The following is a 22,588-nucleotide window of genomic DNA, read 5'->3' as shown; positions in this document are numbered from 1 at the left end:
CCGCCGCATGAGCAAGACGACGCCGTCATGCAGCAAAGCGTCATGCAGCAACAAGGCTTTCGCCGAGGAATGTCGCCGCACGCAACAGGAGCATCGTTTCCTCAACGCTTCTTTCCAGCGGGCTTCGCCCCACCCAGACTCGGCACTTTTCGGATCGCCTTCGCGTTGGGTTTTTCACTTTCGTCGAACCAGTTGCCCAGATGAACCCGCCCTTTAGCGGCGTTCTCCTTGGGTTTCTTTGGCTTTTTCGGCTTCTTGATGATCTGCCCGCCGGGCTGGGTGGCCGGCACACGGTGATCGGGGACGAAGCCGGGCTCGTCATGGCGCGGCAACACCTGATTGATCAGCGTCTCGATGGCGGCGAGCTGGTCGACTTCGTCGGCGGCCACCAGGGAAATCGCTTCACCGGTGGCACCCGCGCGGCCGGTACGGCCAATGCGGTGCACGTAGTCCTCCGCGACGATTGGCAGGTCGAAGTTGACCACCTGCGGCAGGTCATGGATATCCAGCCCGCGAGCGGCCACGTCGGTGGCGACCAGCACTTGCACTTCGCCGGCCTTGAAGCGCTCCAGCGCACGCAGTCGGCTCGCTTGCGGCCGGTCGCCGTGAATCGCATCGCTGGCGATGCCCTGTGCCTGCAACTCCTCGACCAGTTGATCGACGCCCTTGCGGGTCTTGGCGAACACCAGCACCTGGCCCCAGCGTTTTTCTGCCAGCAAGTACAGGAAAAGTTCGCTCTTGCGCTTCTTGTCCACCGGAACCAGCCATTGCTTGACGGTTTTGGCGGCGGCGTTGCGCGGGCTGACCTCGATGGACAGCGGGTCGCGCAACAGCTCGCCAGCCATCTGGCGGATGGCATCGGAGAAGGTTGCGGAGAACAGCAGGGTCTGACGCTTCTTCGGCAGCGCGCTGAACAGGTCGTCCAGTTCTTGGGCGAAGCCCAGATCGAGCATACGGTCGGCTTCGTCCAGCACCAGCGCCTGCACCTGGCCGAACTTCACGGCGTTCTGTCGGTACAGGTCGAGCAGCCGACCCGGCGTCGCCACCAGCACGTCGATGCCCTTGCGCAGCGCCATCATCTGCGGATTGATGCTGACCCCGCCGTAGACCGCATAGGTGCGCAGCGGCAGGCTCTGGCCGTAAGTCCGAAAGCTTTCGTGGACTTGCTCGGCCAGCTCGCGGGTCGGCACCAGCACCAGCGCGCGAATCGAGTTACTCGCCACCTGCGGCCCTTCGTGGAGTAACCGCTGCAGCAACGGCAAGGCGAAACCCGCGGTTTTGCCGGTGCCGGTCTGAGCCGCCGCCATCAAGTCGCGGCCCTTGAGCACGGCGGGAATCGCCTTGGCCTGAACCGGGGTCGGCGTGGTGTAGTCGAGGGATTCGAGCGTGTGCAGCAACGGATCGATCAGGCCCAGGGAGGCGAAGGTCATGGCGAGAACCGGACGATAAAAACGGGGCGTGCAGTTTACTCGCAAACGCTGGCTGGACGAGAAACGCGTCGTGCTGCGCTGCTCTACAAAAGGTGCGCGGAGCGCACCCTACGGACGACACGTCGCCCTCAAATAGGGTGCGCTCAGCGCACCGTTTCCCGTCCAGCCTCCCCAGTGCTTTTTCGGCTCTTAACTCTTCAACAACAACTTTCCTTCGATCGGCACATAACGCGTAGCGGCGCGGATCAGCGATTGCGCGGTCAGCCCCGGCACGCCGTAGGCGGTGGCTTCGGCGCCGCCGGCACGTACGCGGTCGAGCAGCAGGTCGAAATCGCCGTCGCCGGAGGCCAGCGCCACTTCATCGACGCGCGCGGCAGCGTCCAGCACGTCGATGGTGATGCCCACATCCCAGTCGCCCTTGGCCGAGCCGTCGCTGCGCTGGATATAAGGCTTGAGCTTCACGGTGAAGCCGAGGTTGCGCAGGATCTGCTGAAACTGCTGTTGTTTGGCGTCGCCCCGGTCGATGGCGTAGGCATAGGCCTCGACGATCTCGCCGCGCGCGCTGACCTCGGCCCACAGGGCGGCGTAGTTGAAATGGCAACCGTGGGCCTGGCGGACCGTGTAGTAGAGGTTCTGCACGTCGGCAAACAGGGCGATCTTCTTCACGCGGCAACCCGAATCGAGAAAGGCGGGCCAGTATGCAGACTGTGCGAAAACGTAGCGAGCGAAGGTTAGGCGGGGCCGCCCAGGCAAGAACTAGGCGTCCCCACAAAAACAGGCGAGGAAGCGGACTGGGCTCGCATCCGAGCCTGCTTTTAACGCCGCATAACCGAGCGCAGCAGTTTTCACACAGCCTGCTTGGACGGCAATATCGCGCATGTCGCTGCCCGATTTCTTGGGCTAAAGTGCGCGCCTGTTTTTCCGAGACGGTTCCGACCGCGATGAATGTCCTGACCATCCTCCGTGACGCCTGGTATTTCTATTCCCGCAATCTGGCGTCGATTGCGCGTCTTTGCCTGCCGCTGATCGCGCTGGAGAGCTGCGCCAGGCTGGCCGTCGAGCACTGGTTCGGCAAGGATGCGGTGCCGGCGCAGGAGCTGCTGGTCGGCATGGTGTTCTACCCCTTGTACATCGGCGCGCTGATCCTGTTTCTAGACGCCCGCAGCCGTGGCCATGCGCCGCTGCTGCGTGAGGTGCTGGCGCGTGCCGTGCCGCTATGGCCGTCGATGGCGGTACTGGCCGGGCTGGGCACCCTGCTGATCATGCTCGGCGCCTCGCTGTTCGTGCTGCCGGGGCTGTGGGTGATGGTCAAGATCGCCTTCGCCGAATATCTGCTGATCCTGCGTGGCTTGAGCCCACTGGCGGCACTGAAGGAAAGCTTCCTGCAGACTCGCGGCCACTTTCTTCTGGTGTTCGGCTGCATCCTTGCGGTGCTGCTGCCGCTGTGGCTTCTCGAAGCCTGGCTGGCCGCCCAGCTCTGGGCCGGCGAGGCACCGCCCGGGCTGATCGCCGTACTGGTCGACAGCGCCGTCGGGATGGTGCAGCTGCTGGCCACGGTAGTGCTGTTCCGCTGCTTCATGCTCTGCAGCGAACCAACCATCGACCGCGATGCAAAAAACGAGCAGCCGGACGGCGAGTAACGATTCGTCGGTCTAGGCTTGGTTGCTCTCACCTTCGGAGCACTAAGTCATGACCGACCAGAATCCCAGCATCCTGTCCCACGTCTCCCTGGGCACCAACCGCTTCGAGCAAGCCGCGACCTTCTACGACCAGACGCTCGCAACCCTAGGCTGCAAGCGCATCATGAGCCACCCCGGCGCGGTGGCCTGGGGCCGCGAATATCCGGAGTTCTGGCTGCAGACGCCCATCGATGGCCAGCCGGCCAATATTGGCAACGGCACGCATGTTGGCTTCTTCGCCGCGGACAAAGCATCGGTGGACGCCTTCCACCGTGCCGCGCTGGCAGCCGGCGCAACGGAGGAAGGCGCGCCGGGACCGAGGCAGGAGTACGGCGAGCCTTACTACGGCTGCTTCGTGCGCGATCTCGACGGACACAAGATCGAAGCGGCGTACTGGGATATGGAGCTGGTGCAACAGTTATATGGCGATGCGCAGCCGAGCTGACTACTTTTGGCGTTCATCGAAGCGACAGGAATCGCGACGAAAACAGCGCAGCCCTGCGCTAAAAAGCCAAAAGCATCGCGCCGAGGGCGGCCCTCCTACAAAAGCCAAAGCACACACCGCACCGTTTTCGTGGGAGGCGCACCCTCGCGGCGAAGCAGTCCGCAGGCCTGCAGCAAACCCCAAGTATCGCGCCGGGGCGGCCCTCCCATAAAAGCCAAAGCACGCACCGCACCGCTTTTCATGGGAGGCGCGCCCTTGCAGCGATTGCAGGCCACAGGCCTGCAGCAGATTCAAAGGCTTCGCGCCGGGGCGGCCTTCCCACGAAAGCGGCGTCAGTTGATGCTTCTTGATACCCGATTGCGCGCCAGTCGTGGCAATAGCAAATGCTCGAACAACCGCGGAAAGCAGCGCGCCACCATCCGCGCGCGCCAGTCGAGATTCGATAGCACCAGCAGCCGCCGCCGTTTCAGCGCGCCCTGAAAAATAGCTTCAGCCACGTCCTGCGGCGATGCCACCCGACCCACGGCCAGCACCGGCTGCGGCGCGGTAGAGCCATCGCCGATCAGCACATTTTTGCGCAGATCGGTGGCGGTATAGCCAGGACAGACCAGCATCACGTTGACACCGGTATCGCTCAACTCGCTGCGCAGGGTCTCGAACAGCCCATGCAACGCATGCTTGCTGGCGTTGTAGGCGCCGCGGTCGGGTACCGGTGCGTATTGCGAGAGCGAACTCAGCACGATGACCTGCCCGCGACGCGGCCTCAGGCTCGGTAACGCCGCCTGGGTGCAGTGCAGAGCGCCATAGAAATTCACCGCCATGATCCGCTCGAACACCGCCAGGCTGGTGTCGGCCACGCGGCTGCGATGGGTGATGCCGGCATTGTTGATCAGCACGTCGATACCGCCGAAGCGTTCCACCACCAGCGCCACGGCCTGCTGCACCGCCGCCGCATCCGACACATCGCAGCGCAGCCCCAGGGCATCGGCGTTGTGATGATCGACCAGATGCTGGACCAGGCCATCGAGCGCGTTCTGCTCCAGATCGAAAATCACCAACCGCGCCCCGGCCTGCGCCATCCGCTCGGCCAGCGCCCGACCGATTCCGGCGCATCCGCCCGTGATCAGCACCACCTTGCGATCGAAAACCTTGTTGGCGAACACCTTGCGATACATAGACCACTCCACCGAAATGAACGGGGCCGCCCATAGGAGCAAGAGCGGCCACATCGTCGGTTGAGCATAGCCAGCCAGAACCGGCTCCGCCTCAGCGGCTATGAACGCCGTGGCCACCACTCGACGCCCGGCCCGTCGCCATTCTGGACACGGAGGCGTCCGGCAACCATGCTTGCACTATGCAATCACAAGGGTCGGTGAATTACCTTGAAAGCTCTCCTCTGGATCTCGTTTACAGCCTTCCTGGCGGGACCCTGCTTCGCCGCGCCCGAGGCCGAGCCGCTGCGCACCCTGACGGTCGGGTACTACGACTTTCCGCCCGCGATTTACAGCGATCCGCAGGGCCAGCCGCAGGGACCGCTGGTGGGCCTCACTCACCGGGTACTCGAACGCGCCGGCTATCGAGCGCAATTTCGCGCATTTCCCAGCGCACGCCTGTATGCGGCCTTGAAGAGCGGCGCCGTCGATCTGTGGCCAGGTGCACCAGGCAAACCGGAGCTGGCTGCGGACACGCTGGAGGGACGCGCAACCCTGGCGCAGATCAGCCTCAACCTCTACCACCGCTCGGACACACCAGCGCCAAAGGTGCCGGAGAGCCTGCGCAAACGTGGCGTTATCATCATCGGCGGCTACAACTACTGGCCGGTGGTGACCCAGATGCTGCACGACCCGCAGCTGGGCATTCGTCTGCATCGCACCAGCAGCCACGCCTCGGCACTTGAAATGCTGCAGCACCGCCGCGCGGACTACCTGCTCGATTATCAGATTCCGGTGAACCAGGTTTTGCAGCGCTTCGACATACAAGCGCTGCCCTATGTGAACGTCCACAAGGTACCGATCCGCTTCATCGCGTCGCGTCGGCTGAGCGACAGCCAAGCGGTTCTCGACGCATTGGATCGCGCCTACGCCGAGATGGCCGCCGCAGGCGAGGATCTAAGCCTGCCGGGGGAATAAGGAAAGCTGAAAGCGTGAATGTCCCGCTGAGAAGCGGCAAACTTTGCGCTTCTAGCTTTGTTTTCCGGCTTCAAGCTGCAAGCTGCTTTTTTACGTTCCCCGCGGCTTGGCGCGCGCCGTGGGCTCGGCGACCAACGGATCATCCGGCCAATAGTGCTTGGGGTAGCGCCCCTTCAGATCCTTTTTCACCTCGCCATAGGTATTGGCCCAGAAGCTCGCCAGATCCTGCGTCACCTGCACCGGACGGCGCGCCGGGGAAAGCAGGTGCAGCTTCACCGCCTGCCTCCCGCCGGCAATACGCGGCGTGTCGGCCAAGCCGAACAGCTCTTGCAGACGTACCGCCAGCACCGGCGGCGACTCGCTGTAATCAAGCCGCACCCGCGAACCGGAAGGAACGGCGATGGCGACCGGGGCCAGCTCGTCGAGCCGCTGCGGCAACGGCCAGGGCAGCAATGTTGCCAGCATGCTTTTCAGGTCCAGCTGAGCGAAGTGGGCCAGCCGTGAAACCTTGCCCAGGTACGGTAGCAGCCAATCTTCGAGACGGTCGAGCAACGCCGTGTCGCTGACGTCCGGCCATTCGCTGGCGGCACCGGCATCCAGATCGAGCTGCCGAAGCAAGGCGATGCGCGCCTGCCATTGGCGAATCTCTGGCGTCCAGGGCAGCAACTCCAGCCCCTTGCGCCGCACCAGCCCGAGCAGGGCGCGGCCGCGCGCGTCTTCATCCAGCTCCGGCAAAGGCTCGCGGCTGAGTACCAGCTCACCGACGCGCCGCTGCCGTTCGGCACGCAGCACGCCTTCTCGTTCGTCCCATTCCAGCGCGTCGTGTTGGCTGACCTGCTCGGCCAGCACCTCGTCGAACAGCGTCGGATCCAGTGCCGCGGCACGATAGATGCGCTCTTCGCGCTGGCCCTGGCGGCTGCCCAGTTCGGCGAACACCAGCCAGGGCTCCTTCATCAGCGCGTCCGGCTCGCCGAATACCGCCGCCCGCCCATTGGCCAGACGGTACTCGCCACCGCCCTCACGGCGCTGCCGGGCGATCCGGTCGGGATAGGCGAACGCCAGCAGCGCACCGTGCCAGCGCTGATCATCGGCATCGCTCGGAACGGTACCCGCCGGGTCGCGCAGCAGACCGCGAAATTGCCGGGCCAGCTGACGCACCCGCTGCGCGCCGGCATGTCGCCCCGCGCTGCCGGCGAGCATTCCGAGGCGGGTGGAGATATCGCTGCCGTCGCGCTGGCTGCCGCGCTGAATGTCGCGCTCTACCAGCAATGCAGCGAGATCAGCCGCCAGCGGACCAAGCCCCAGCGCCTGGCCGCGCAGCAACATATGGGCGATGCGCGGATGCGCCGGCAATTCGGCCATGGCCTGACCGTGAGCGGTCAGCTGCCAACCGCCGCGGGCGTTACGGCTGAGCGCGCCGAGGCGCTGCAGCAGATCCTGCGCCTGCCCATAAGCGGCCACAGGCGGCGCGTCCAGCCAGCTCAGCTCATCCGGCTCGACGCCCCATCGCGCCAGTTGCAGCGCCACCCCGGCCAGATCGGCCTGGAGGATTTCCGCTTCGCCATAGGCCGCCAGTTGCGCGTGCTGATCTTCGGACCACAGCCGATAGCAGGCCCCTGGCTCCAAACGTCCGGCGCGACCGGCCCGCTGAGTCGCCGAGGCGCGGGAGATGCGACGGGTTTCCAGGCGGGTCATGCCGCTGCCGGGATCGAATCGCGGCACCCGCGCCAAGCCGGCATCGACCACCACCCGCACGCCTTCGATGGTCAGGCTGGTCTCGGCAATGTTGGTCGCCAGCACCACCTTGCGCTTGCCGTCCGGCGCCGGTTCGATGGCCGCACGCTGGGCGCTCAGCTCCAATTCGCCGTGCAGCGGGCACAGCATCACCTCGTCCCGCTCCGCCAGTTGCTCGCCCAGGGCATCGTTCACGCGGCGGATTTCGGCCTGTCCCGGCAAGAAGACCAACACGCTGCCGGATTCCTCATCCAGCGCCTGCAAGACCGTTTGCACCACTCTTTGCTCGATGCGCTCGCCTGGCTGGAACGGCCGACCCCAACGCTGGATGACCGGGTACATGCGCCCCTCGCTGCGCACCACAGGTGCATCGTCGAGCAGGCTCGACAGCCGCGCACCTTCCAGCGTGGCGGACATCAGCAGCAGCTTGAGCGGCTCATCGCGCAGCAGTACGCGCGCATTGAGGGTCAGCGCCAGAGCCAGATCGGCATCCAGGCTGCGCTCGTGGAATTCGTCGAAAATCACCAACCCCACGCCTTCGAGCGCTGGATCGTCTTGCAGTCGGCGCGCCAGGATGCCTTCGGTGACCACTTCGATACGGGTATTCGGCCCGACCTTGCTGTCCAGACGGATGCGATAACCGACAGTCTCGCCGACCTTCCCCCCAAGCTCACTGGCCAGCCGTTCGGCCGCAGCGCGAGCGGCCAGCCGCCGTGGCTCAAGCATCAGGATGGTTTGCCCGTCCAGCCACGGCTCGTCCAGCAACGCCAGCGGAACGCGGGTGGTCTTGCCGGCGCCGGGGGGTGCTTCGAGCACCGCTTCGTCACGGTTTCGTAGGGCCTGGCGCAGCGCCGGCAGGGCTTGATCGATCGGCAGGGAAATCATGGGCACTCCGCGTGAGGGCGAAGATTGTAAAGGTAAAGAAGGGCAAAGCGCTGGAGGCTGGAAAGCTGGACGACAAGGCAACTCGGTCGCCTTTTCCTTCAACTCCAGCCTCCAGTGCAGGACGTGGCGAACGGTCACCCGGGCAAGACAGTCTGATGTCGAGAAAACATCACGCGGCCCTTGTATAGTTGCGCCCACTTTTTCGGAGGTCCTTATGCGTACTCGTTCCCGTGTTATCGGCGGCGTGCTGGCCGTCTCCCTGTTCACTCAACTGACCGCCTGCGGCACGCTGTTCTACCCCGACCGCCGCGGCCAGATCGACGGCAAGATCGATCCGGCCATCGCCGTAGCCAACGCCGTCGGTCTGCTGTTCTATGTGATCCCCGGCCTGATCGCCTTCGGTATCGATTTCGCGACTGGTGCGATCTATCTGCCCGACAACGAATATTCCATGGCCCCGGAAAAACTCCAGGAAGCCATCGGCGCGGACGGCGTGATCGACCAGGCCAGACTCAAGGCCATCATCGAAGCGGAAACCGGCCGCAGCCTGCCGCTGAATGACCCGCGCCTGATTCAGCACGACGGCAGCATCGAGCAACTGGCCGCCTTCGGACTGCGTCCCGCCGCTTGATGCAGCACACCAGCGAACGGCGCAAGGGCGTCAGCGCCGAGCACGCGCGTCTTATGCGCCGTGCCACGCGTCTGGCTTTGGCCGTGGCGTTGACGCTGGCGGCAAGCAAGGCGCTGGCCTGGTGGATGAGCGGTTCGGTCAGCCTACTGGCCGGTCTTACCGATTCGCTGCTGGACGGCGCCGCCTCGCTGCTCAATCTGCTGGCGGTGCACTACTCGCTGCGTCCCGCCGATGACGATCATCGATACGGCCACGGCAAGGCCGAAGCGCTAGCCGGGCTTGGCCAGGGTGCGTTCATTTCGGTGAGCGCGATCCTGGTCTGCGTCCAAGGTGTCGACCGCATGCTGCATCCGCAACCGCTGGGCGCGCCGACGCTGGGCATCGCGGTGATGCTGCTGTCGCTGGCGCTGACCGTGGCGCTGCTGGCTTACCAGCGTCATGTGGTGCGTGAAACCGGCTCCACGGCGATCCGCGCCGACTCGCTGCACTACCGTTCCGACCTGCTACTCAACAGCAGCATCCTCGTGGCCCTGATCCTCGCCGGGTACGGCTGGGATCGTCTGGATGCGGTCTTCGGCATCGCCATCGCGGTGTACATCTTCTGGAGCGCGCTGAGCATCGTGCGCGAAGCCGGCGCGGTGCTGATGGACACCGAACTGCCGCCGGACGTCAGCGAGGACATGCATCGGCTGGCCTGCGCTGTGCCCGGCGTGGTTGGCTGTCATGACCTTCGCACCCGCGTCTCTGGCACCCGGTGGTTCGTGCAACTACATCTGGAGCTGCCCGGCCAGTTGCCGCTGATCGAGGCCCATGCGCTCTGCGAGGCGGTCGAGACGGCCATTCAGGACCGCTACCCGCGCGCCGAGGTGCTGGTCCATGCCGACCCGCAGGAGGTGGTGAGGCCGCGCCCAGCGCCGGAACCTGCCGGCAATCCATAAAAAAAGACCACGTGGCGAGACGTGGTCTTTTTACTGCTGAATTCGCTGACCGCTTGTGGCGGGATCTTCGGCAGCGCCTTGTGAGCGGTGCTGGCCCGGACCGATGACCTCGATAAAGGTCGGCGGTTGGCGCGGCGGGATAAGTGCCGCGTCAGTTCTGCCGGGGCTGAAGTTGAATAAAGCTTACGCCCCGCGCTCCGGCAGATGTTTGCGAAGATTGCTCAAATTGACAGGGATTGCGCAATTCATACGCGACGGAGCATAGTTCCACGCAATCAAACCATGCGAGCTATTCGAAATGAGCAAACTCGACCGCCATGACCTACGAATTCTCGCCGAATTGCAGCACGACGCGCGTATCTCCAATCAGGACCTGGCCGAGCGTATCGGCTTGTCGCCTTCGCCCTGCTCACGACGGGTCAAACAGCTCGAGGATGACGGCTACATCGCGCGCCAGGTCGCCCTGCTGGACCGCAAGAAGCTGGGCCTGACCCTGACTGCTTACGTATTGATCGGGATGGACCGGCACACGCCAGACCGCTTCGAACACTTCGAAGGGGTGATTGGCAAATGCGCGGAAGTGCTGGAATGCAGCCTGGTCACCGGGATGGACGCCGATTACCAGCTCAAGGTCGTGGTGCCCGACATGGAGCACTATCAGGCCTTTCTGCTCGGCACGCTGACGCGCATCGAAGGCGTCTCCAGCGTACGTTCGAGTTTCGTGCTGCGTCAGGTGTCGTCCAGTACCGAACTGCCACTGCAACACCTGCGCGCCTGAGACCCATTGCCGCGCCGGGAATCGACGCTGCCGGACTTGGCGTATAATCGCCGCCGCCTTGCTATGCCCCGGCGCGCACCACTTATAGAAATAGCGTCTCGCTCGTCGATAAATGTTCGCCGGCTGTCATAGCTGTATCGACTCAGGCCATGTGAAAACCACTGTGCTCGCTCGTTTTCATACAGACCTAACCAAGCGGAGTAATCGATGGAGCCCGAAGTTTTCGAAAAATGGATGATGATCGTCCTGGTCGGCGGCCTGATCGCCTTCATGGCGTTCATCATCTGGGACCTGGCCAAGAAATCGAAAGCCGGTCGACTCGGTACGACCATTCTGTTCCTGGGGCTGGGCCTGTGCCTGTTCGCGTTCATCGCCAAACCAATCATCGGCTACATCATCGAAGTGACACAGGGCATTCCGCACTGACTCGGCTTTCAGCGCCGACGCTCACAAATGCGCCGGCACTTCCCGCCATTCGCCCGGCTGCAGGCCATCCAGCGCCCAGGGCCCGATCCTGACCCGCACCAGCCGCAACGTCGGCAGCCCGACCGCCGCCGTCATGCGCCGCACCTGACGGTTGCGGCCCTCACGAATCACTAGCTCCAGCCAGCTGGTCGGCACCGACTTGCGAAAGCGTACCGGCGGATTGCGCGGCCATAGCGCCGGTTCATCGAGCGCACGGGCTTCGGCGGGTAGCGTCATGCCATCGTTGAGTTCGACGCCTTCGCGCAGCCTCGCCAGTTGTTCTTCGCTCGCCTCGCCTTCGACCTGCACCCAGTAGGTCTTCGCCAGCTTGTGCCTGGGATCGGCGATTCGTGCCTGCAGCTGGCCGTCGTTGGTCAGCAGCAACAGCCCCTCACTGTCGCGATCCAGGCGGCCGGCGGGATAGACGCCAGCTACTGGCACGAAGTCCTTGAGCGTGGCGCGTCCATCGGCATCGTTGAACTGGGTAAGCACGTCGAAGGGTTTGTTCAGCAGCAGCAAGCGCGGTTCGGCCGGCGGCGCCTTGGCCACGCGGCGGGGCTTGCCGGTCGGGCGCTGCGGCCGCGGGTTGGAAGGGCGTGGCATGACAAGGGGCTCCGGGTCGGGGCGGCCATGCTAGGGCGGCAATCCCGAGCTCGCAAGCTATCGTCCGTGTAGCTCGCGAGGCCCCATGACAAACATTGCTACCTATCCTCAGCGGCTCATGCCAGCCAGCCGCTGCGATATCGCCTGCATGCCCTGACCAAGCTCGCGCAGCGTCGCCGCATCACGGGCCCCTTCTTCGCTTGCGGTGTGAATGCGCACCGCCAGCTCGTTGATTTCCTGGGCGACATGACTCTGCTCCTGCGCCGCCACGGCAATCTGCTGCGCCCGCTGGACGATGCCATCGAAGCTGCTCACCGTGTTGCCCAGCGTGCCGGCTACACCATCAGCCTGCCGTACCGCTTCATCGGTGCGTCGGGCGCCGGCCTGCATGGTCGAAACCGCCTGGGTCGAGGCCTGGCGCAACTGGGCGATCATCTGCTGGATTTCATCGGCTGAACTCTGCGCGCGTCCCGCCAGGGTCCGCACCTCATCGGCCACGACCGCGAAGCCGCGTCCCTGCTCACCGGCACGCGCCGCCTCGATGGCCGCATTGAGCGCCAGCAGATTGGTCTGTTCCGAAATGGATTTGATGACGTCCAGCACGCCGCCAACGCGCTCGATATCCTCGCCGAGCTGCGTAATGGCCGAGGCGGCATCGGATATATCGCCAGCCAGTCCGGCGATCGCTTCGCTGTTGCGCTGCACTTGACCTTGTCCCTGTTCGGCTTCCGAAAGTGACTGACGGGCGGTGTCGGAGCAGTCGGTAGTGTTCTGCGCGACCTCGGCCGCACTGGCCGACATCTCGGTAATCGCGGTCGCCAACAAAGTGTTGTCCTGTCGCTGGGCTTCGGCACGATCGGCTAGCCCAATGGAAAGCCGCGCCAGTTCGTCGGCCTGCCGCTCGAGGCTTGCCGATTCCTCGCCGATGCGGCGCAGCATGTCACGCAGCGAACCGGCGTAATGATTGACGGCGCCGCGCAATGCCCCGAGTTCGTCGGCGCGGTGAATCTCCAGCTGAGCTCCGTCATGCCCACCGCCCTGCCCCAGCCGCTCGATCTGGCCGGTGGTTTCTTCAAGCTGCGCCAGCAGACGCTTGCCCGCCAGCCAGGCGATGCCAAGCAGCAGTGCCAGCAGCGGCAGCAGAAGCAACAGCATCTGCCGCGTCAGTTCGTCTGCAAGGCCGGTCACGCTCGCCTCCGGCGTCACCAGCCCAACACGCCACCCGGTGCCCTCCATGGTGACCAGCGTCACGTAAGCCGCGCCGTCGACCAGGCCGTCGTGCTCCAGAAACAGCGCAGCATCATCCGCGCCGCGAGCGGCAACGGCGTCGGCAACCGGCTTGAACCAGGGCTGCTCACGCACCAGATCGCCCATGGCCGGCAAACCGCCATTGCCCTTGGCGCCTGGGAAAAACAGCAGATTGCCAGCCTGATCGACTGCAAAGGCATAGCCGCCGGTTACGCCACCGTTCGCCTCGAGGAAGTTGGCAAGACCATCGAGTTTGAGATCGAGAGTCGCAACGCCGGCGAACGCCCCGTCACGGCTGTAGGGCACGCTGCAGGTGGTCATCGCCACGCCGCTGACGGCATCCTGATAGCCGTCCGACCAGACGCAACGTCCCGGCGCTGCCGAGCGAGCCCCGCTGTACCAGGATTCGGCATGGTAGGACGAGGTTTGCGCTGCGTTGTATTCATCCGAATAATCCAGTCCGCCACTGGCGTTGCGCGCCCAGAAGAAGCTGCGCCGCTCGACGCCAGGCGTGAATGCGTTCGGCTCAGGCCACAGCCCGCCGCCAGCAATGGCAGCGTCGCCCTGACCGTCGATCAGGTTGGGCAGGGTCGACGACACCAGCGCCTCGTCATTGGGCATCCTTTCAGCCAGATGCGCCATGGCGGCGGTCGTGCCTTCGATGCGGCTGAGCTGCAGCGCCAACTGGCGGGCCAAGGCGCTGGCTGACTGCTCAGCGGCGGCGGTCCCCGTGGCCACCAGCTTCGGTTTGCCACCCAGGGTCATGACCCCGAAGATAGCCAGTGCGGTAAGCACCAGAAGAACGAGAACACCCAGCGTCATGCGTGGCGCGATCCGGGTAGGCAGGAAGGACATGCTACAAACTCCACGAAGGGCTAAATCACTAAGGATGGTCTGAAAAAGACTTCCCGAATCTGGTGAAATACGCCGATCCCGTTGCCCGAGTTTCCCGATGAAGCAAATGACCTTCGCCGACGCCGAGTACGCCGGCAAGCGCAAGCAGACCCGCAAAGAGTTGTTCCTGATCGAGATGGATCAGGTGGTGCCGTGGAAGGGTTTGATTGCCCTGATCGAGCCGCACTACCCCAAGGGTGAAGGTGGTCGTCCGGCGTATCAGCTGATGGCGATGCTGCGCGTACATTTGATGCAGAACTGGTTCGGCTACAGCGATCCAGCGATGGAGGAGGCGCTGTACGAGACCACAATCTTGCGCCAGTTTGCCGGGCTGAACCTAGAGCGTATTCCCGACGAAACCACCATCCTCAATTTCCGTCGCCTGCTGGAGAAGCACGAGTTGGCGGCCGGGATTCTGGCGGTGATCAATGGTTACCTGGGCGATCGGGGCCTGTCGCTGCGCCAGGGCACCATCGTCGATGCCACGCTGATCCATGCGCCGAGTTCGACCAAGAACAAGGACGGTAAGCGTGACCCGGAAATGCACCAGACCAAGAAGGGCAATCAGTATTACTTCGGCATGAAGGCCCACATCGGCGCGGATACCGAGTCTGGCCTGGTGCACAGCGTGGTGGGGACGGCAGCCAACGTTGCTGACGTTACCCAGGTCGACAAACTGCTGCATGGAAAGGAAAACATGGTCGGCGCCGACGCGGGTTACACCGGCGTAGAGAAACGCCCGGAACATGAAGGCCGGGAGGTGATCTGGCAGATTGCGGCCCGCCGCAGTACGTACAAGAAGCTGAGTAAGCGCAGTGCGCTGTACAAAGCCAAGCGCAAGATCGAGAAATCCAAGGCCCAGGTGCGCGCCAAAGTCGAGCACCCGTTCCGGGTGATCAAGCGCCAATTCGGCTACGTGAAGACACGCTTCCGTGGCCTGGCGAAGAACACCGCGCAGTTGGTGACACTGTTCGCGCTGTCGAACCTGTGGATGGCGCGCCGACATTTGCTGACGAATGCAGGAGAGGTGCGTTTGTAATGCGGGAAATGGCCGGCGCGAGGTGCTCGCGCCGGCTATAAATCCGGAAAGAGGGGATGATTTGATCGTTTTTTAGCCGAATCACCGTTTTGAAATCGGCAAGGGCTGGAGTCAGCCAGAAATACCTGACTACTTCAGACCATCCCTAAGGGACTGCGTCACCAAGGAACTGGGTTATGCAGCATTACGGCCGCCCGACCCGCACATTGAGCGCTCGACGGCTGGAAACGACGAGCGGCAGGACGATCGAACCGTGCTCGATCAAAAAACGAAAGGCGTTTTGGCTCGGTCGAAAAGGCTGAGATGGCACCCGAGCGCCTGCCGGCATCAACCAATCCCGCGAGAACGGGTCAATGACTGTTGCGGCCAACGCCGCATCGCCCCGAACCGCTTTGAAGGACTTCAACGTGCAGATACGTGACGCCCTGGACGCCGACCTCGACGGCATCCTGCAGATCTACAACGATGCGGTGCAGAACAGCACAGCGATCTGGAACGACCGGACTGTCGACCTCGCCAATCGTCGCGCCTGGCTGGCCGAACGCCATGAACAGCGCTATCCGGTATTGGTTGCCGTCGACGACGAGCAACGGGTCGCAGGTTACGCATCCTTCGGCCCTTGGCGCCCGCACGATGGTTTCCGCCACACGGTGGAGAATTCGGTCTACGTGGGTCCCGGTCAGCGTGGTAGCGGCATCGGACGCAGCCTGATGCAGGCGTTGATCCAGCGCGCCCGGCAGTTGGACAAACACGTAATGGTCGCGGCCATCGAGAGCGAGAACCGTGCCTCGATCCATATGCATCAGCAACTGGGTTTCATCCACGTCGGGCAGATGCGACAGGTCGGCTGCAAGTTTGGCCGTTGGCTGGACCTGACGGTCATGCAGCTGACCCTGCGCCGCACAGCCAACCCGTAGTTACGCTCATCTTCGAGTTCGATGCCCGCCTGCATGCATGAAGCATCCGATCGCATAGGTGGAAACGCTGATGCCTTTCCACCGAAACCGACGGCAGCCGCCAGGTCCGCCATTTCCAGACTCCTTACCACTCACCGCAGCTGGCTATCCTTGCTGCCGCGGCGGTTATAACCACTGTATGCGGCTTCTCGCTTGTCCTGTTCGGACTGGCACTTCACGCACAACCGTACGCCCGGGACCGCCTGCCGCCGCGCCTCGGGAATCTTGGCGTCGCATTCTTCACAGTGCGTCAGGCTTTCGCCCCGCCCCAATTTGCTGCGTGCACGCTGAACGGCGTCCTCGATCGTGCTGTCGATCTGGTCCTGCACGGCGCCTTCGTTCGCCCAACCGGTGGCCATAGCAACCTCCTGCCTGTTCGAGCAATCACTCTCCGACATTTGAGCTGCTGCGGCGTGAGCGGTTCAGCCCGTGACGCACAGTGCTGGGATTCATCCTCCGGCACCGCCTGTCGTTTGCTTGGCGTCAAAACGACGAGCGGGGCTTGAGTCGCGAAGGCATGCACTACCCTTTCCAGCCGATCGATGGCCAAGCCGAACCGCACCCGCTCTGCATTGCGCCCTTGCGCACGTACGGCTGGCACAACTATCCACCAGCGAAACGGTGTATGAACAAAAATATCCTGACGGCCCTGGCGCTTGCTCTGGGCGGATGCGCCAGCCAACCGGACGTCGTCGAACACGAGGTCGGGGCGTTCGACCTCAAGCTCGGCACTGCACCGACCCGGAGCATGGCGCAAGGCCTGGTCAACCCGACCGCCGCCGGCACCTTTCGCGGAGGGCTGGACCTGACCCACGCAGGCGGCCTGTACATGGGGCAATGGGCGCCGAGCATGGGCATTCTTGACGGCAGTCAGCTGGAGCTTAATAGCTACGTCGGCTATGCCCAGCCGCGCCTTGACGACACGCCTGGCTTCGAGCTGGGCGTGATCCGCTACAGCTTTCCAGAGCTGGAAAACCACGATCGTCACGAGTACTACGCCGGCATCAACCTGGTCGGCAGCCGCCTGGGAGGCGCGCTACGCAGCGCGCCAGGGCGCACCGACGGGACGCTGTTCCTGGAGCTGGGTTCGGTTCAGCCATTCGATGTCGGGGTTCGCCTGAAGTACGCCAGCCACTCGATGGACAGCCCCATGTATCACCCCGGCGGCAGCGTGCGCGTCTTCAACGACTGGTCACTGAACCTGTCCCGCCCGCTGCTCGGCATGGATCTGAACCTGTCCTATACCGACTCCAGCCTGAGCGGCGACCAATGCGGCGTGTACTCGGGGTTGAACGCTCACTGCGAGGGCTTTTTCATGTTCAAGGCCGAGCGCCAGCTGTTCTGAGCGAGCCCTGAGGTCTGCACTAGCGAAAGCGCCTTTGCGCGTGCAGCACCGCCAGCAGGAATACCGCGGCCGCGAAGCCGTACAGCAACCCCAGATTCCCATGCTGAAACAACCAGGATCCCAGCACCGGTCCGGTGGCCATACCCATGAAACGAAAGAAGTTGTAGCTGCCAACGGCGGTGGCGCGATTGTGCGGGTAAAGGTCCATCAGCAGACTGGTCTGTACTGGCAGCGACAGACCTAGAAACAGCCCAAAGGCGCTCACCGCCACGACAAGCGCCGCCAGTGACCACTGCGCAACGGCGAGAAACAGCAGCACACTGAGGGCATTCAACCCGGCCGTCACCAGCAACGTTGGGCGGGCCCGCCAGCGTCCCAGTAACCGACCGCCAGCGAAGCTGCCGATCACCACGGCAATCGACAGCGGCAGGAAGACCAAGCCCTTTTCGCTGGCGCTAAGGCCGTAGCTGGTGTCCAGCACACGCGGCATGAAAACCAGATAGTTATAGAAAGCGTAGTACTGCACGAAGCTCAGCAGCATGATCGCCAGCCCCTGATGGTTGCGCAGCACATCCAGATAGTCGGCGGGATGGAAAGCCTTGGGCGTGGCCCCGACGGGGCGCGTTTCCTGAAGCCAGATGGCATTGGTCAGCAGTGCGGCGGCGCCGACCACCGCCAGCAGCAGAAACACGAAATGGAAGTCCAGGTGTTCGCCAACGAAGCCGCCCACCACCGGGCCGACCACCGGCCCCAGCGCCACCATCATCTGAAACGAGCCCATCGCCCGGCCACGCTCAGCCCCTTCGAAACGATCGCCAATCACCGTGACCGCCACCACCGCACCGGCGGCGATACCCACCGCCTGCAGCGCGCGAAACAGCAGCAGCATCTCGATATTCGGCGCCAGGAAGCAGCCCAGCGAAGCACCGACATAGATCGCCAGCCCCACCAGCAGCGTGCGCTTGCGCCCTCGACGGTCGACCAGCGGGCCGTAGACGATCTGCATGAACGCCAGCACGAAGGTGAAGATCGAGATGCTGAGGTTGATCATCAGCGGCGTAGTCTCCAGCGCCGCTCCCAGCTCCGGCAGAATCGGCGCGTAGACGGTCTGGGTGAACGGCCCGAGGAACGCGGCGAAAGCCACCATGAAGGTCAGCAGGCGTGGGCTCATTGAATTCCCCGAGCGATGGAAGAGCGGCGCAGCGGTTATTCCTTAACCTGCATGAAGTCTTCAGCCCAGGCCATGTATTCGTCAGCGGTCGAGTATTTGACCGAGAGCTGCGATGCGTTGAGATCCGATGCGTCGATCTGACGTTGTTCGCGCAGGCAGTCGTAGGTCGCCTTGATCGCCGCGAAGTAGGCGGCGTGACCGTTGACCACGATGCGCACGCCAAGCGCAGCCAGCCGCTCGTTGTCACGCAGGCGCGGGTTGCCGTACGTCACCAGCATCAACGGCACGCTGAGTTTTTCCGCAACCTGCTCAAGCTGCTCGAAATCCTCGATGCCGACCAGGCAGATGCCATCGGCACCCGCCGCCTCGTAGGCCTGCACCCGGGCGATCACCTCTTCCAGGCCGATCACGCCGGCGTTGGTGCGGGCGATGATGGCGAGCGCGGGGTCAATACGCGCTTCGAGCGCCGCCTGAATCTTGCCGACCGCCTCGAACATGCCGATCAGGTCCGTGGATTTGCGGCCGAATTTGGCTGGCAGCAGGGTGTCTTCGATGGTCAGCGCGGCGATTCCGGCGCGCTCCAGCTCGACCACCGTGCGCATCACGTTGAGCGCATTGCCGTAGCCGTGATCGGCGTCAGCGATGATCGGCAGGCGCGACACGCGACCGATGCGCGTGGCCTGTTCGACGAATTCACTCAGGGTGATCAGCGCGAAGTCCGGCGCCGCCAGCACCTGCAACGAGGCGACCGAGCCGCCGAGGATGCCGACTTCGAATTCGAGGTCGGCAGCGATACGCGCCGACATCGGGTCGAACACCGAAGCGGTGTGGTAACAGCGGTTAGAGGCCAGCAATTGGCGGAATTCGTTGCGCAGGGTGTGATGAGAAATTCTTTGCATGATTTTTCCTGAATAAAGCACGCAAGGGTCGAGTCGCCCTTGTTAGTCGATGTTGGAAGCTACGCGGAAGGCCCGACGGCACATCCGCTGCGGTAATCAGAGCCGGGGGCGCGGTGCGCGCCCCTGCACCCAGGCCATGCATAGGCCGCTGGCAATGATGATAGTCATGCCCAGGATCGCGCCGAGATCCGGTACGTGGCCGAAGGCGAAGAAGCCCACGACACCGGCGAAGATGATCTGCGCATAGGTAAAGGGGGCCAGGGTCGCCGCGCTTGCGAAACGGAACGCATTGGTCAGCAACAGGTGGCCGCTCATCGCCATGGCGCCGAGTGCCGCCATCAGCAAGGCGTCGTGCAGGGTCGGTGTCTGCCAGTTGAAAATCACCAGCACGCTCATCACCAGACTACCGACCACACTGGTGAGGAAGTTGCTGGTCACCGGATGGTCGGTAGCGCTGAGCCGACGCGTAACCAGCTGGTAGAGCGTGAAACTGACCGCCGCGCCGAACGGCAGCAGGATCGCCGGAGTGAACAGCGCCCCGCCTGGCCGCACGATGATCATCACCCCTATCAGCCCGCAACCCACCGCCAGCCACTGGCTGCGGCTGACGTGTTCCCCCAGCAACGCAGAGGCGATGGTCACCAGCAACGGCGTCAGAAAGATCACCGCCGTGGCCTCGGCCAGCGGGATGAAACTCAGGCCGCTGATGAACAACATGCTCACGCTCACCAGACTCAAGCCACGGCATAACTGCAATCCGGGCCGTAGCGTATGGAACACGCGGCGCCCCATGCGCGGCGCGAACAGCGCGGCCATCAGCACCGTCTGCGCCATGTAGCGCGCCCAGATGACCAGGAACACCGGATAAAGCAGCGTCAAGTGCTTGGACAGCCCGTCGTGCGTGGCAAGGACCAGGCACGAGACGAGAATGAGCAGGACGCCGAGCAACGGCTGGGGTGAATTGTTCAAAGAGAAGACCAGAGGGATAGCTAGCTAACTAACGATGAATTATGCCCGCAAAACGCGATGCCGTCAGTCGCGAGTTCGCGTCGCCCGACCGCCTGCCGCTTGCGCTGATGCCCTTCGAGACGACAGCGACACGGCTGTGTCATGTGCGGCATCGTGCCGCCGCGTCCTTCGTCGCCTGGCTCACCCTTGCTCTGCCGATCGCGTATGATCGCCGGCCCGTTGCAGGTCGCACAGCCGGCCCGAGCCCGTTCGAGTAACCAAGATGTTCAAGTTGAGAGCGATGCAGGTGCGCGATATTCCTGCCGTGATGTCGATTCAGGAAGAATCCTATGCCGCCGAAGTCCTTGAAGACGAAGCGGTGATCCGCGCCCGCCTTGCCGCGTGCCCGCAACTGGCCTGGGTCGCTGAAGATACCCTCGGCGTCTGCGCCTACCTCTTCGCCTATCATTCGCGGGTTGGCAAGGTGACGCCGCTGGACGGCGAATTCCAGTCCCACGCCGAAGCAGATTGCCTCTATCTGCACGACCTCGCCGTATCCCGTCGCGCCAGCGGTCGTGGCATCGGCCCGGCGCTGGTGCAGAAGAATCTGGAACAGGCCCGAACCCAGCAGCTGCGTTATTCGGCACTGGTTTCGGTACAGGATTCAGAAGCGTTCTGGGCCCGCCTCGGCTACGCCGCGCATGACGAACTGGATCAGCCGCAGGCCAGCAACCTGGCCAGCTACCAGATCCCCGCCGTGTATATGGTGCGCGCGCTGCATTAACGAATGCAGAAGTAGAGAAATGCAAAGCCCGAGCTGACCTCGGGCTTTTTTGTGGCTGCGCTTGCCACTGCCCCTACCGGAACGGCGGCTCGTCGAAGCTGCGCAGCTTGCGCGAGTGCAGCGAGTTGAGCTGGTTGCGCAGCAGATCGAGCGCGGCGATGCCGATTTTCAGGTGCTGGGTCACGGCGCGCTCATAGAAGGCATTGGCCGAGCCCGGCAACTTGATTTCACTATGTAGCGGCTTGTCCGACACGCATAGCAACGTCCCATAAGGCACACGCAGGCGATAGCCCTGAGCGGCGATGGTGCCGCTTTCCATATCCACCGCCACGGCTCGCGACAGGTTGATCAACGGCCGCTCCTGCGCCCAGCGCAGCTCCCAATTGCGGTCGTCGTAAGTCAGCACGGTGCCGGTGCGCAAACGCCGCTTCAGCGCCTCGCCCTTGTCGCCGGTGACCTGCGCGGCGGCCTCCTGCAGCGCTTGCTGCACCTCGGCCAGTGCCGGCAGCGGAATGTGCGGCGGCAGCACCCGGTCGAGGATGCCATCTCGACGCATATAGGCGTGGGCCAGCACGTAGTCACCGATCGATTGCGACTGCCGCAAGCCGCCGCAGTGGCCGATCATCAGCCAGCAATGGGGGCGCAGCACAGCCAGGTGATCGGTGATGTTCTTGGCGTTCGAAGGACCGACGCCGATGTTGACCAGGGTGACGCCGTCGCCATCCTCGGCGATCAGGTGGTAGGCCGGCATCTGGTAGCGATGCCAGAGCACGCCGCCGATGATCGCCTGGGCCTCACCCTCTTCCATGCCGCGCTCGATGATGATGTTGCCCGGCAGCACCATGCGCACGAAGCGGGTGTCGTCGCGCAACATGTCGAGGCCGTGACGGATGAACTGATCGACGTAACGGTGATAGTTGGTCAGCAGTATCCAGGGCTGCACATGCCGCCAGTCGCTGCCGGTGTAATGCACCAGCCGACGCAGCGAGAAATCCATCCGCGCACCGTCGAACAGCGCCAGCGGATAGGGATCGGCGTGCTCCCAGTCATAGAGCCCGTCGGCGATGTCATCGGTGGCGGCGGACAGATCGGTGCTGGGAAATACCCGCGCCAGTTCAGCTGCGGTCACGCCGGAGCCGGCCAGCTCGTCGCCCTGCTCGATCACATAGGGATAGGGGATGTTGCGGTCGCTGATCCCGACTTCCACCTTCACGCCAAAGTCATGCATCAACGGCTGCAGCTGATCGAGCAAGTAACTGCGAAACGCTGCCGGATGCGTCACGGTCACGCTGTAGACGCCCGGCGCCTGCACCTTGGCATAGGCGCGAGTGGATGCCGGCACCTCACCGTGGCACTCGTAGGTCAAGCGCAGTTCGGGATAGCGAAACGACGCACGCTCGGCCGCACTCGGCTCGCTGCGGCTGGCCACGTAACGCTTCAGCGCCTGGTGCAATGAAGCGGTGGCGTGCTCGTGCAGCTCGGCAAGATAATCCACCGCCGCTTCGGCGCTGGTGGCAACGCGAAAGGCTTCGCCTGCTGGAGTCATGGTGGGTTTCCTTGTTCAGTCGTTGAAAACATCTTGCCTGC

General features: G+C 63.7%; 23 protein-coding genes and 1 pseudogene. 12 read left to right on the top strand and 12 right to left on the bottom strand.

Translation table 11 applies throughout. The features are described 5' to 3' along the window. Positions 1-101: 101 nt before the first annotated feature. Both GYM54_RS16975 and GYM54_RS16970 read right to left on the bottom strand, forming a co-directional pair. Positions 102-1,430, bottom strand: a complete 1,329-nt coding sequence (locus GYM54_RS16975; protein WP_181099835.1) for a DEAD/DEAH box helicase — start codon at positions 1,428-1,430, stop codon at positions 102-104. A gap of 189 nt (positions 1,431-1,619) precedes the next feature. After that, positions 1,620-2,096, bottom strand: coding sequence for an NYN domain-containing protein (locus GYM54_RS16970; protein ID WP_181099833.1), 477 nt, complete (start codon positions 2,094-2,096; stop codon positions 1,620-1,622). Positions 2,097-2,371: 275 nt separating this feature from the next. Between GYM54_RS16970 and GYM54_RS16965 the strand changes: the two genes are divergently transcribed. Next, entirely contained in the window at positions 2,372-3,070 is a 699-nt protein-coding gene (locus tag GYM54_RS16965; protein ID WP_181099831.1) for a YciC family protein, read from the top strand. 49 nt (positions 3,071-3,119) lie between these two features. Next, complete coding sequence (locus GYM54_RS16960) at positions 3,120-3,554, top strand: VOC family protein (RefSeq protein ID WP_181099829.1); 435 nt, start codon at positions 3,120-3,122, stop codon at positions 3,552-3,554. 332 nt (positions 3,555-3,886) lie between these two features. Here GYM54_RS16960 and GYM54_RS16955 read toward each other — a convergent pair whose 3' ends face one another. Next, positions 3,887-4,729, bottom strand: coding sequence for an SDR family oxidoreductase (locus GYM54_RS16955; RefSeq protein ID WP_181099828.1), 843 nt, complete (start codon positions 4,727-4,729; stop codon positions 3,887-3,889). A 207-nt stretch (positions 4,730-4,936) separates the two neighbouring features. Here GYM54_RS16955 and GYM54_RS16950 point away from each other — a divergent pair, with 207 nt between their 5' ends. After that, positions 4,937-5,683: an ABC transporter substrate-binding protein gene (locus GYM54_RS16950; RefSeq protein WP_181099827.1), complete on the top strand. Its 747-nt coding sequence runs from the start codon at positions 4,937-4,939 to the stop codon at positions 5,681-5,683. 90 nt (positions 5,684-5,773) lie between these two features. Here the strand turns inward: GYM54_RS16950 and hrpB are convergent, their stop codons facing one another. Continuing rightward, the gene (gene hrpB / locus GYM54_RS16945; protein ID WP_197445917.1) at positions 5,774-8,302 is read right to left on the bottom strand and encodes an ATP-dependent helicase HrpB; all 2,529 of its coding nucleotides are present in this window, start codon (positions 8,300-8,302) and stop codon (positions 5,774-5,776) included. A gap of 214 nt (positions 8,303-8,516) precedes the next feature. Here hrpB and GYM54_RS16940 point away from each other — a divergent pair, with 214 nt between their 5' ends. The 4 genes from GYM54_RS16940 to GYM54_RS16925 all read left to right on the top strand — a co-directional run bounded on the left by GYM54_RS16940 (position 8,517) and on the right by GYM54_RS16925 (position 11,075). Continuing rightward, on the top strand, positions 8,517-8,933 hold the full coding sequence (locus tag GYM54_RS16940; RefSeq protein WP_131649726.1) for a polyribonucleotide nucleotidyltransferase: 417 nt from the start codon (positions 8,517-8,519) through the stop codon (positions 8,931-8,933). Next, positions 8,933-9,871 carry a cation diffusion facilitator family transporter gene (locus GYM54_RS16935; RefSeq protein WP_131649725.1) on the top strand — a complete coding sequence of 313 codons (939 nt, stop codon included), beginning with the start codon at positions 8,933-8,935 and terminating at the stop codon, positions 9,869-9,871. Before GYM54_RS16940 ends, GYM54_RS16935 begins: the two co-directional genes overlap by 1 nt. Before the next feature lie 298 nt (positions 9,872-10,169). Continuing rightward, positions 10,170-10,649, top strand: coding sequence for an Lrp/AsnC family transcriptional regulator (locus GYM54_RS16930; protein ID WP_131649724.1), 480 nt, complete (start codon positions 10,170-10,172; stop codon positions 10,647-10,649). Positions 10,650-10,856: 207 nt separating this feature from the next. Beyond that, a complete protein-coding gene (locus GYM54_RS16925; protein WP_131649723.1) occupies positions 10,857-11,075 on the top strand; it encodes a DUF2788 domain-containing protein in 219 nt (72 codons plus the stop codon). A gap of 21 nt (positions 11,076-11,096) precedes the next feature. Here GYM54_RS16925 and GYM54_RS16920 read toward each other — a convergent pair whose 3' ends face one another. From GYM54_RS16920 to GYM54_RS22110, 3 genes and pseudogenes are all read right to left on the bottom strand, one after another. Then, positions 11,097-11,663, bottom strand: a complete 567-nt coding sequence (locus GYM54_RS16920; RefSeq protein WP_181100239.1) for a pseudouridine synthase — start codon at positions 11,661-11,663, stop codon at positions 11,097-11,099. A 162-nt stretch (positions 11,664-11,825) separates the two neighbouring features. Further along, positions 11,826-12,518: a methyl-accepting chemotaxis protein gene (locus tag GYM54_RS22115; protein ID WP_374105199.1), complete on the bottom strand. Its 693-nt coding sequence runs from the start codon at positions 12,516-12,518 to the stop codon at positions 11,826-11,828. Positions 12,519-12,938: 420 nt separating this feature from the next. Beyond that, positions 12,939-13,730, bottom strand: a pseudogene (locus tag GYM54_RS22110) (cache domain-containing protein); the annotation flags it as partial. Between the two features lie 187 nt (positions 13,731-13,917). Here GYM54_RS22110 and GYM54_RS16910 point away from each other — a divergent pair. Together GYM54_RS16910 and GYM54_RS16905 are read left to right on the top strand one after the other, a co-directional pair. Beyond that, positions 13,918-14,898: an IS5-like element ISPst5 family transposase gene (locus GYM54_RS16910; RefSeq protein ID WP_003296471.1), complete on the top strand. Its 981-nt coding sequence runs from the start codon at positions 13,918-13,920 to the stop codon at positions 14,896-14,898. 353 nt (positions 14,899-15,251) lie between these two features. Further along, entirely contained in the window at positions 15,252-15,815 is a 564-nt protein-coding gene (locus GYM54_RS16905; protein WP_197444963.1) for a GNAT family N-acetyltransferase, read from the top strand. 131 nt (positions 15,816-15,946) lie between these two features. On the opposite strand, the gene GYM54_RS16900 is transcribed toward GYM54_RS16905, so the two are convergent. Then, positions 15,947-16,213 (bottom strand): DksA/TraR family C4-type zinc finger protein, encoded by a 267-nt coding sequence (locus GYM54_RS16900; RefSeq protein ID WP_131649720.1) that lies wholly within the window; start codon positions 16,211-16,213, stop codon positions 15,947-15,949. Between the two features lie 266 nt (positions 16,214-16,479). Here GYM54_RS16900 and GYM54_RS16895 point away from each other — a divergent pair, with 266 nt between their 5' ends. Beyond that, a complete protein-coding gene (locus tag GYM54_RS16895; protein ID WP_197444962.1) occupies positions 16,480-17,199 on the top strand; it encodes a TorF family putative porin in 720 nt (239 codons plus the stop codon). Between the two features lie 19 nt (positions 17,200-17,218). Here GYM54_RS16895 and GYM54_RS16890 read toward each other — a convergent pair whose 3' ends face one another. From GYM54_RS16890 to GYM54_RS16880, 3 genes are all read right to left on the bottom strand, one after another. Then, on the bottom strand, positions 17,219-18,370 hold the full coding sequence (locus GYM54_RS16890; RefSeq protein WP_181099819.1) for an MFS transporter: 1,152 nt from the start codon (positions 18,368-18,370) through the stop codon (positions 17,219-17,221). Between the two features lie 35 nt (positions 18,371-18,405). Continuing rightward, entirely contained in the window at positions 18,406-19,269 is an 864-nt protein-coding gene (locus GYM54_RS16885) for an oxaloacetate decarboxylase (RefSeq protein ID WP_131649717.1), read from the bottom strand. 96 nt (positions 19,270-19,365) lie between these two features. Further along, positions 19,366-20,238 carry a DMT family transporter gene (locus GYM54_RS16880; protein WP_131649716.1) on the bottom strand — a complete coding sequence of 291 codons (873 nt, stop codon included), beginning with the start codon at positions 20,236-20,238 and terminating at the stop codon, positions 19,366-19,368. Between the two features lie 41 nt (positions 20,239-20,279). Between GYM54_RS16880 and GYM54_RS16875 the strand changes: the two genes are divergently transcribed. Beyond that, entirely contained in the window at positions 20,280-20,495 is a 216-nt protein-coding gene (locus GYM54_RS16875; protein WP_197444961.1) for a hypothetical protein, read from the top strand. 23 nt (positions 20,496-20,518) lie between these two features. Continuing rightward, positions 20,519-21,001: a GNAT family N-acetyltransferase gene (locus tag GYM54_RS16870; RefSeq protein ID WP_131650037.1), complete on the top strand. Its 483-nt coding sequence runs from the start codon at positions 20,519-20,521 to the stop codon at positions 20,999-21,001. A 73-nt stretch (positions 21,002-21,074) separates the two neighbouring features. On the opposite strand, the gene amn is transcribed toward GYM54_RS16870, so the two are convergent. Further along, a complete protein-coding gene (gene amn / locus GYM54_RS16865; protein WP_181099816.1) occupies positions 21,075-22,547 on the bottom strand; it encodes an AMP nucleosidase in 1,473 nt (490 codons plus the stop codon). Positions 22,548-22,588: the final 41 nt, after the last annotated feature.

Origin of the sequence: Pseudomonas sp. MTM4 (assembly GCF_019355055.1) — a bacterium.
GTDB lineage: Bacteria > Pseudomonadota > Gammaproteobacteria > Pseudomonadales > Pseudomonadaceae > Stutzerimonas.
This window is presented reverse-complemented; position numbering and strand designations above follow the sequence as displayed.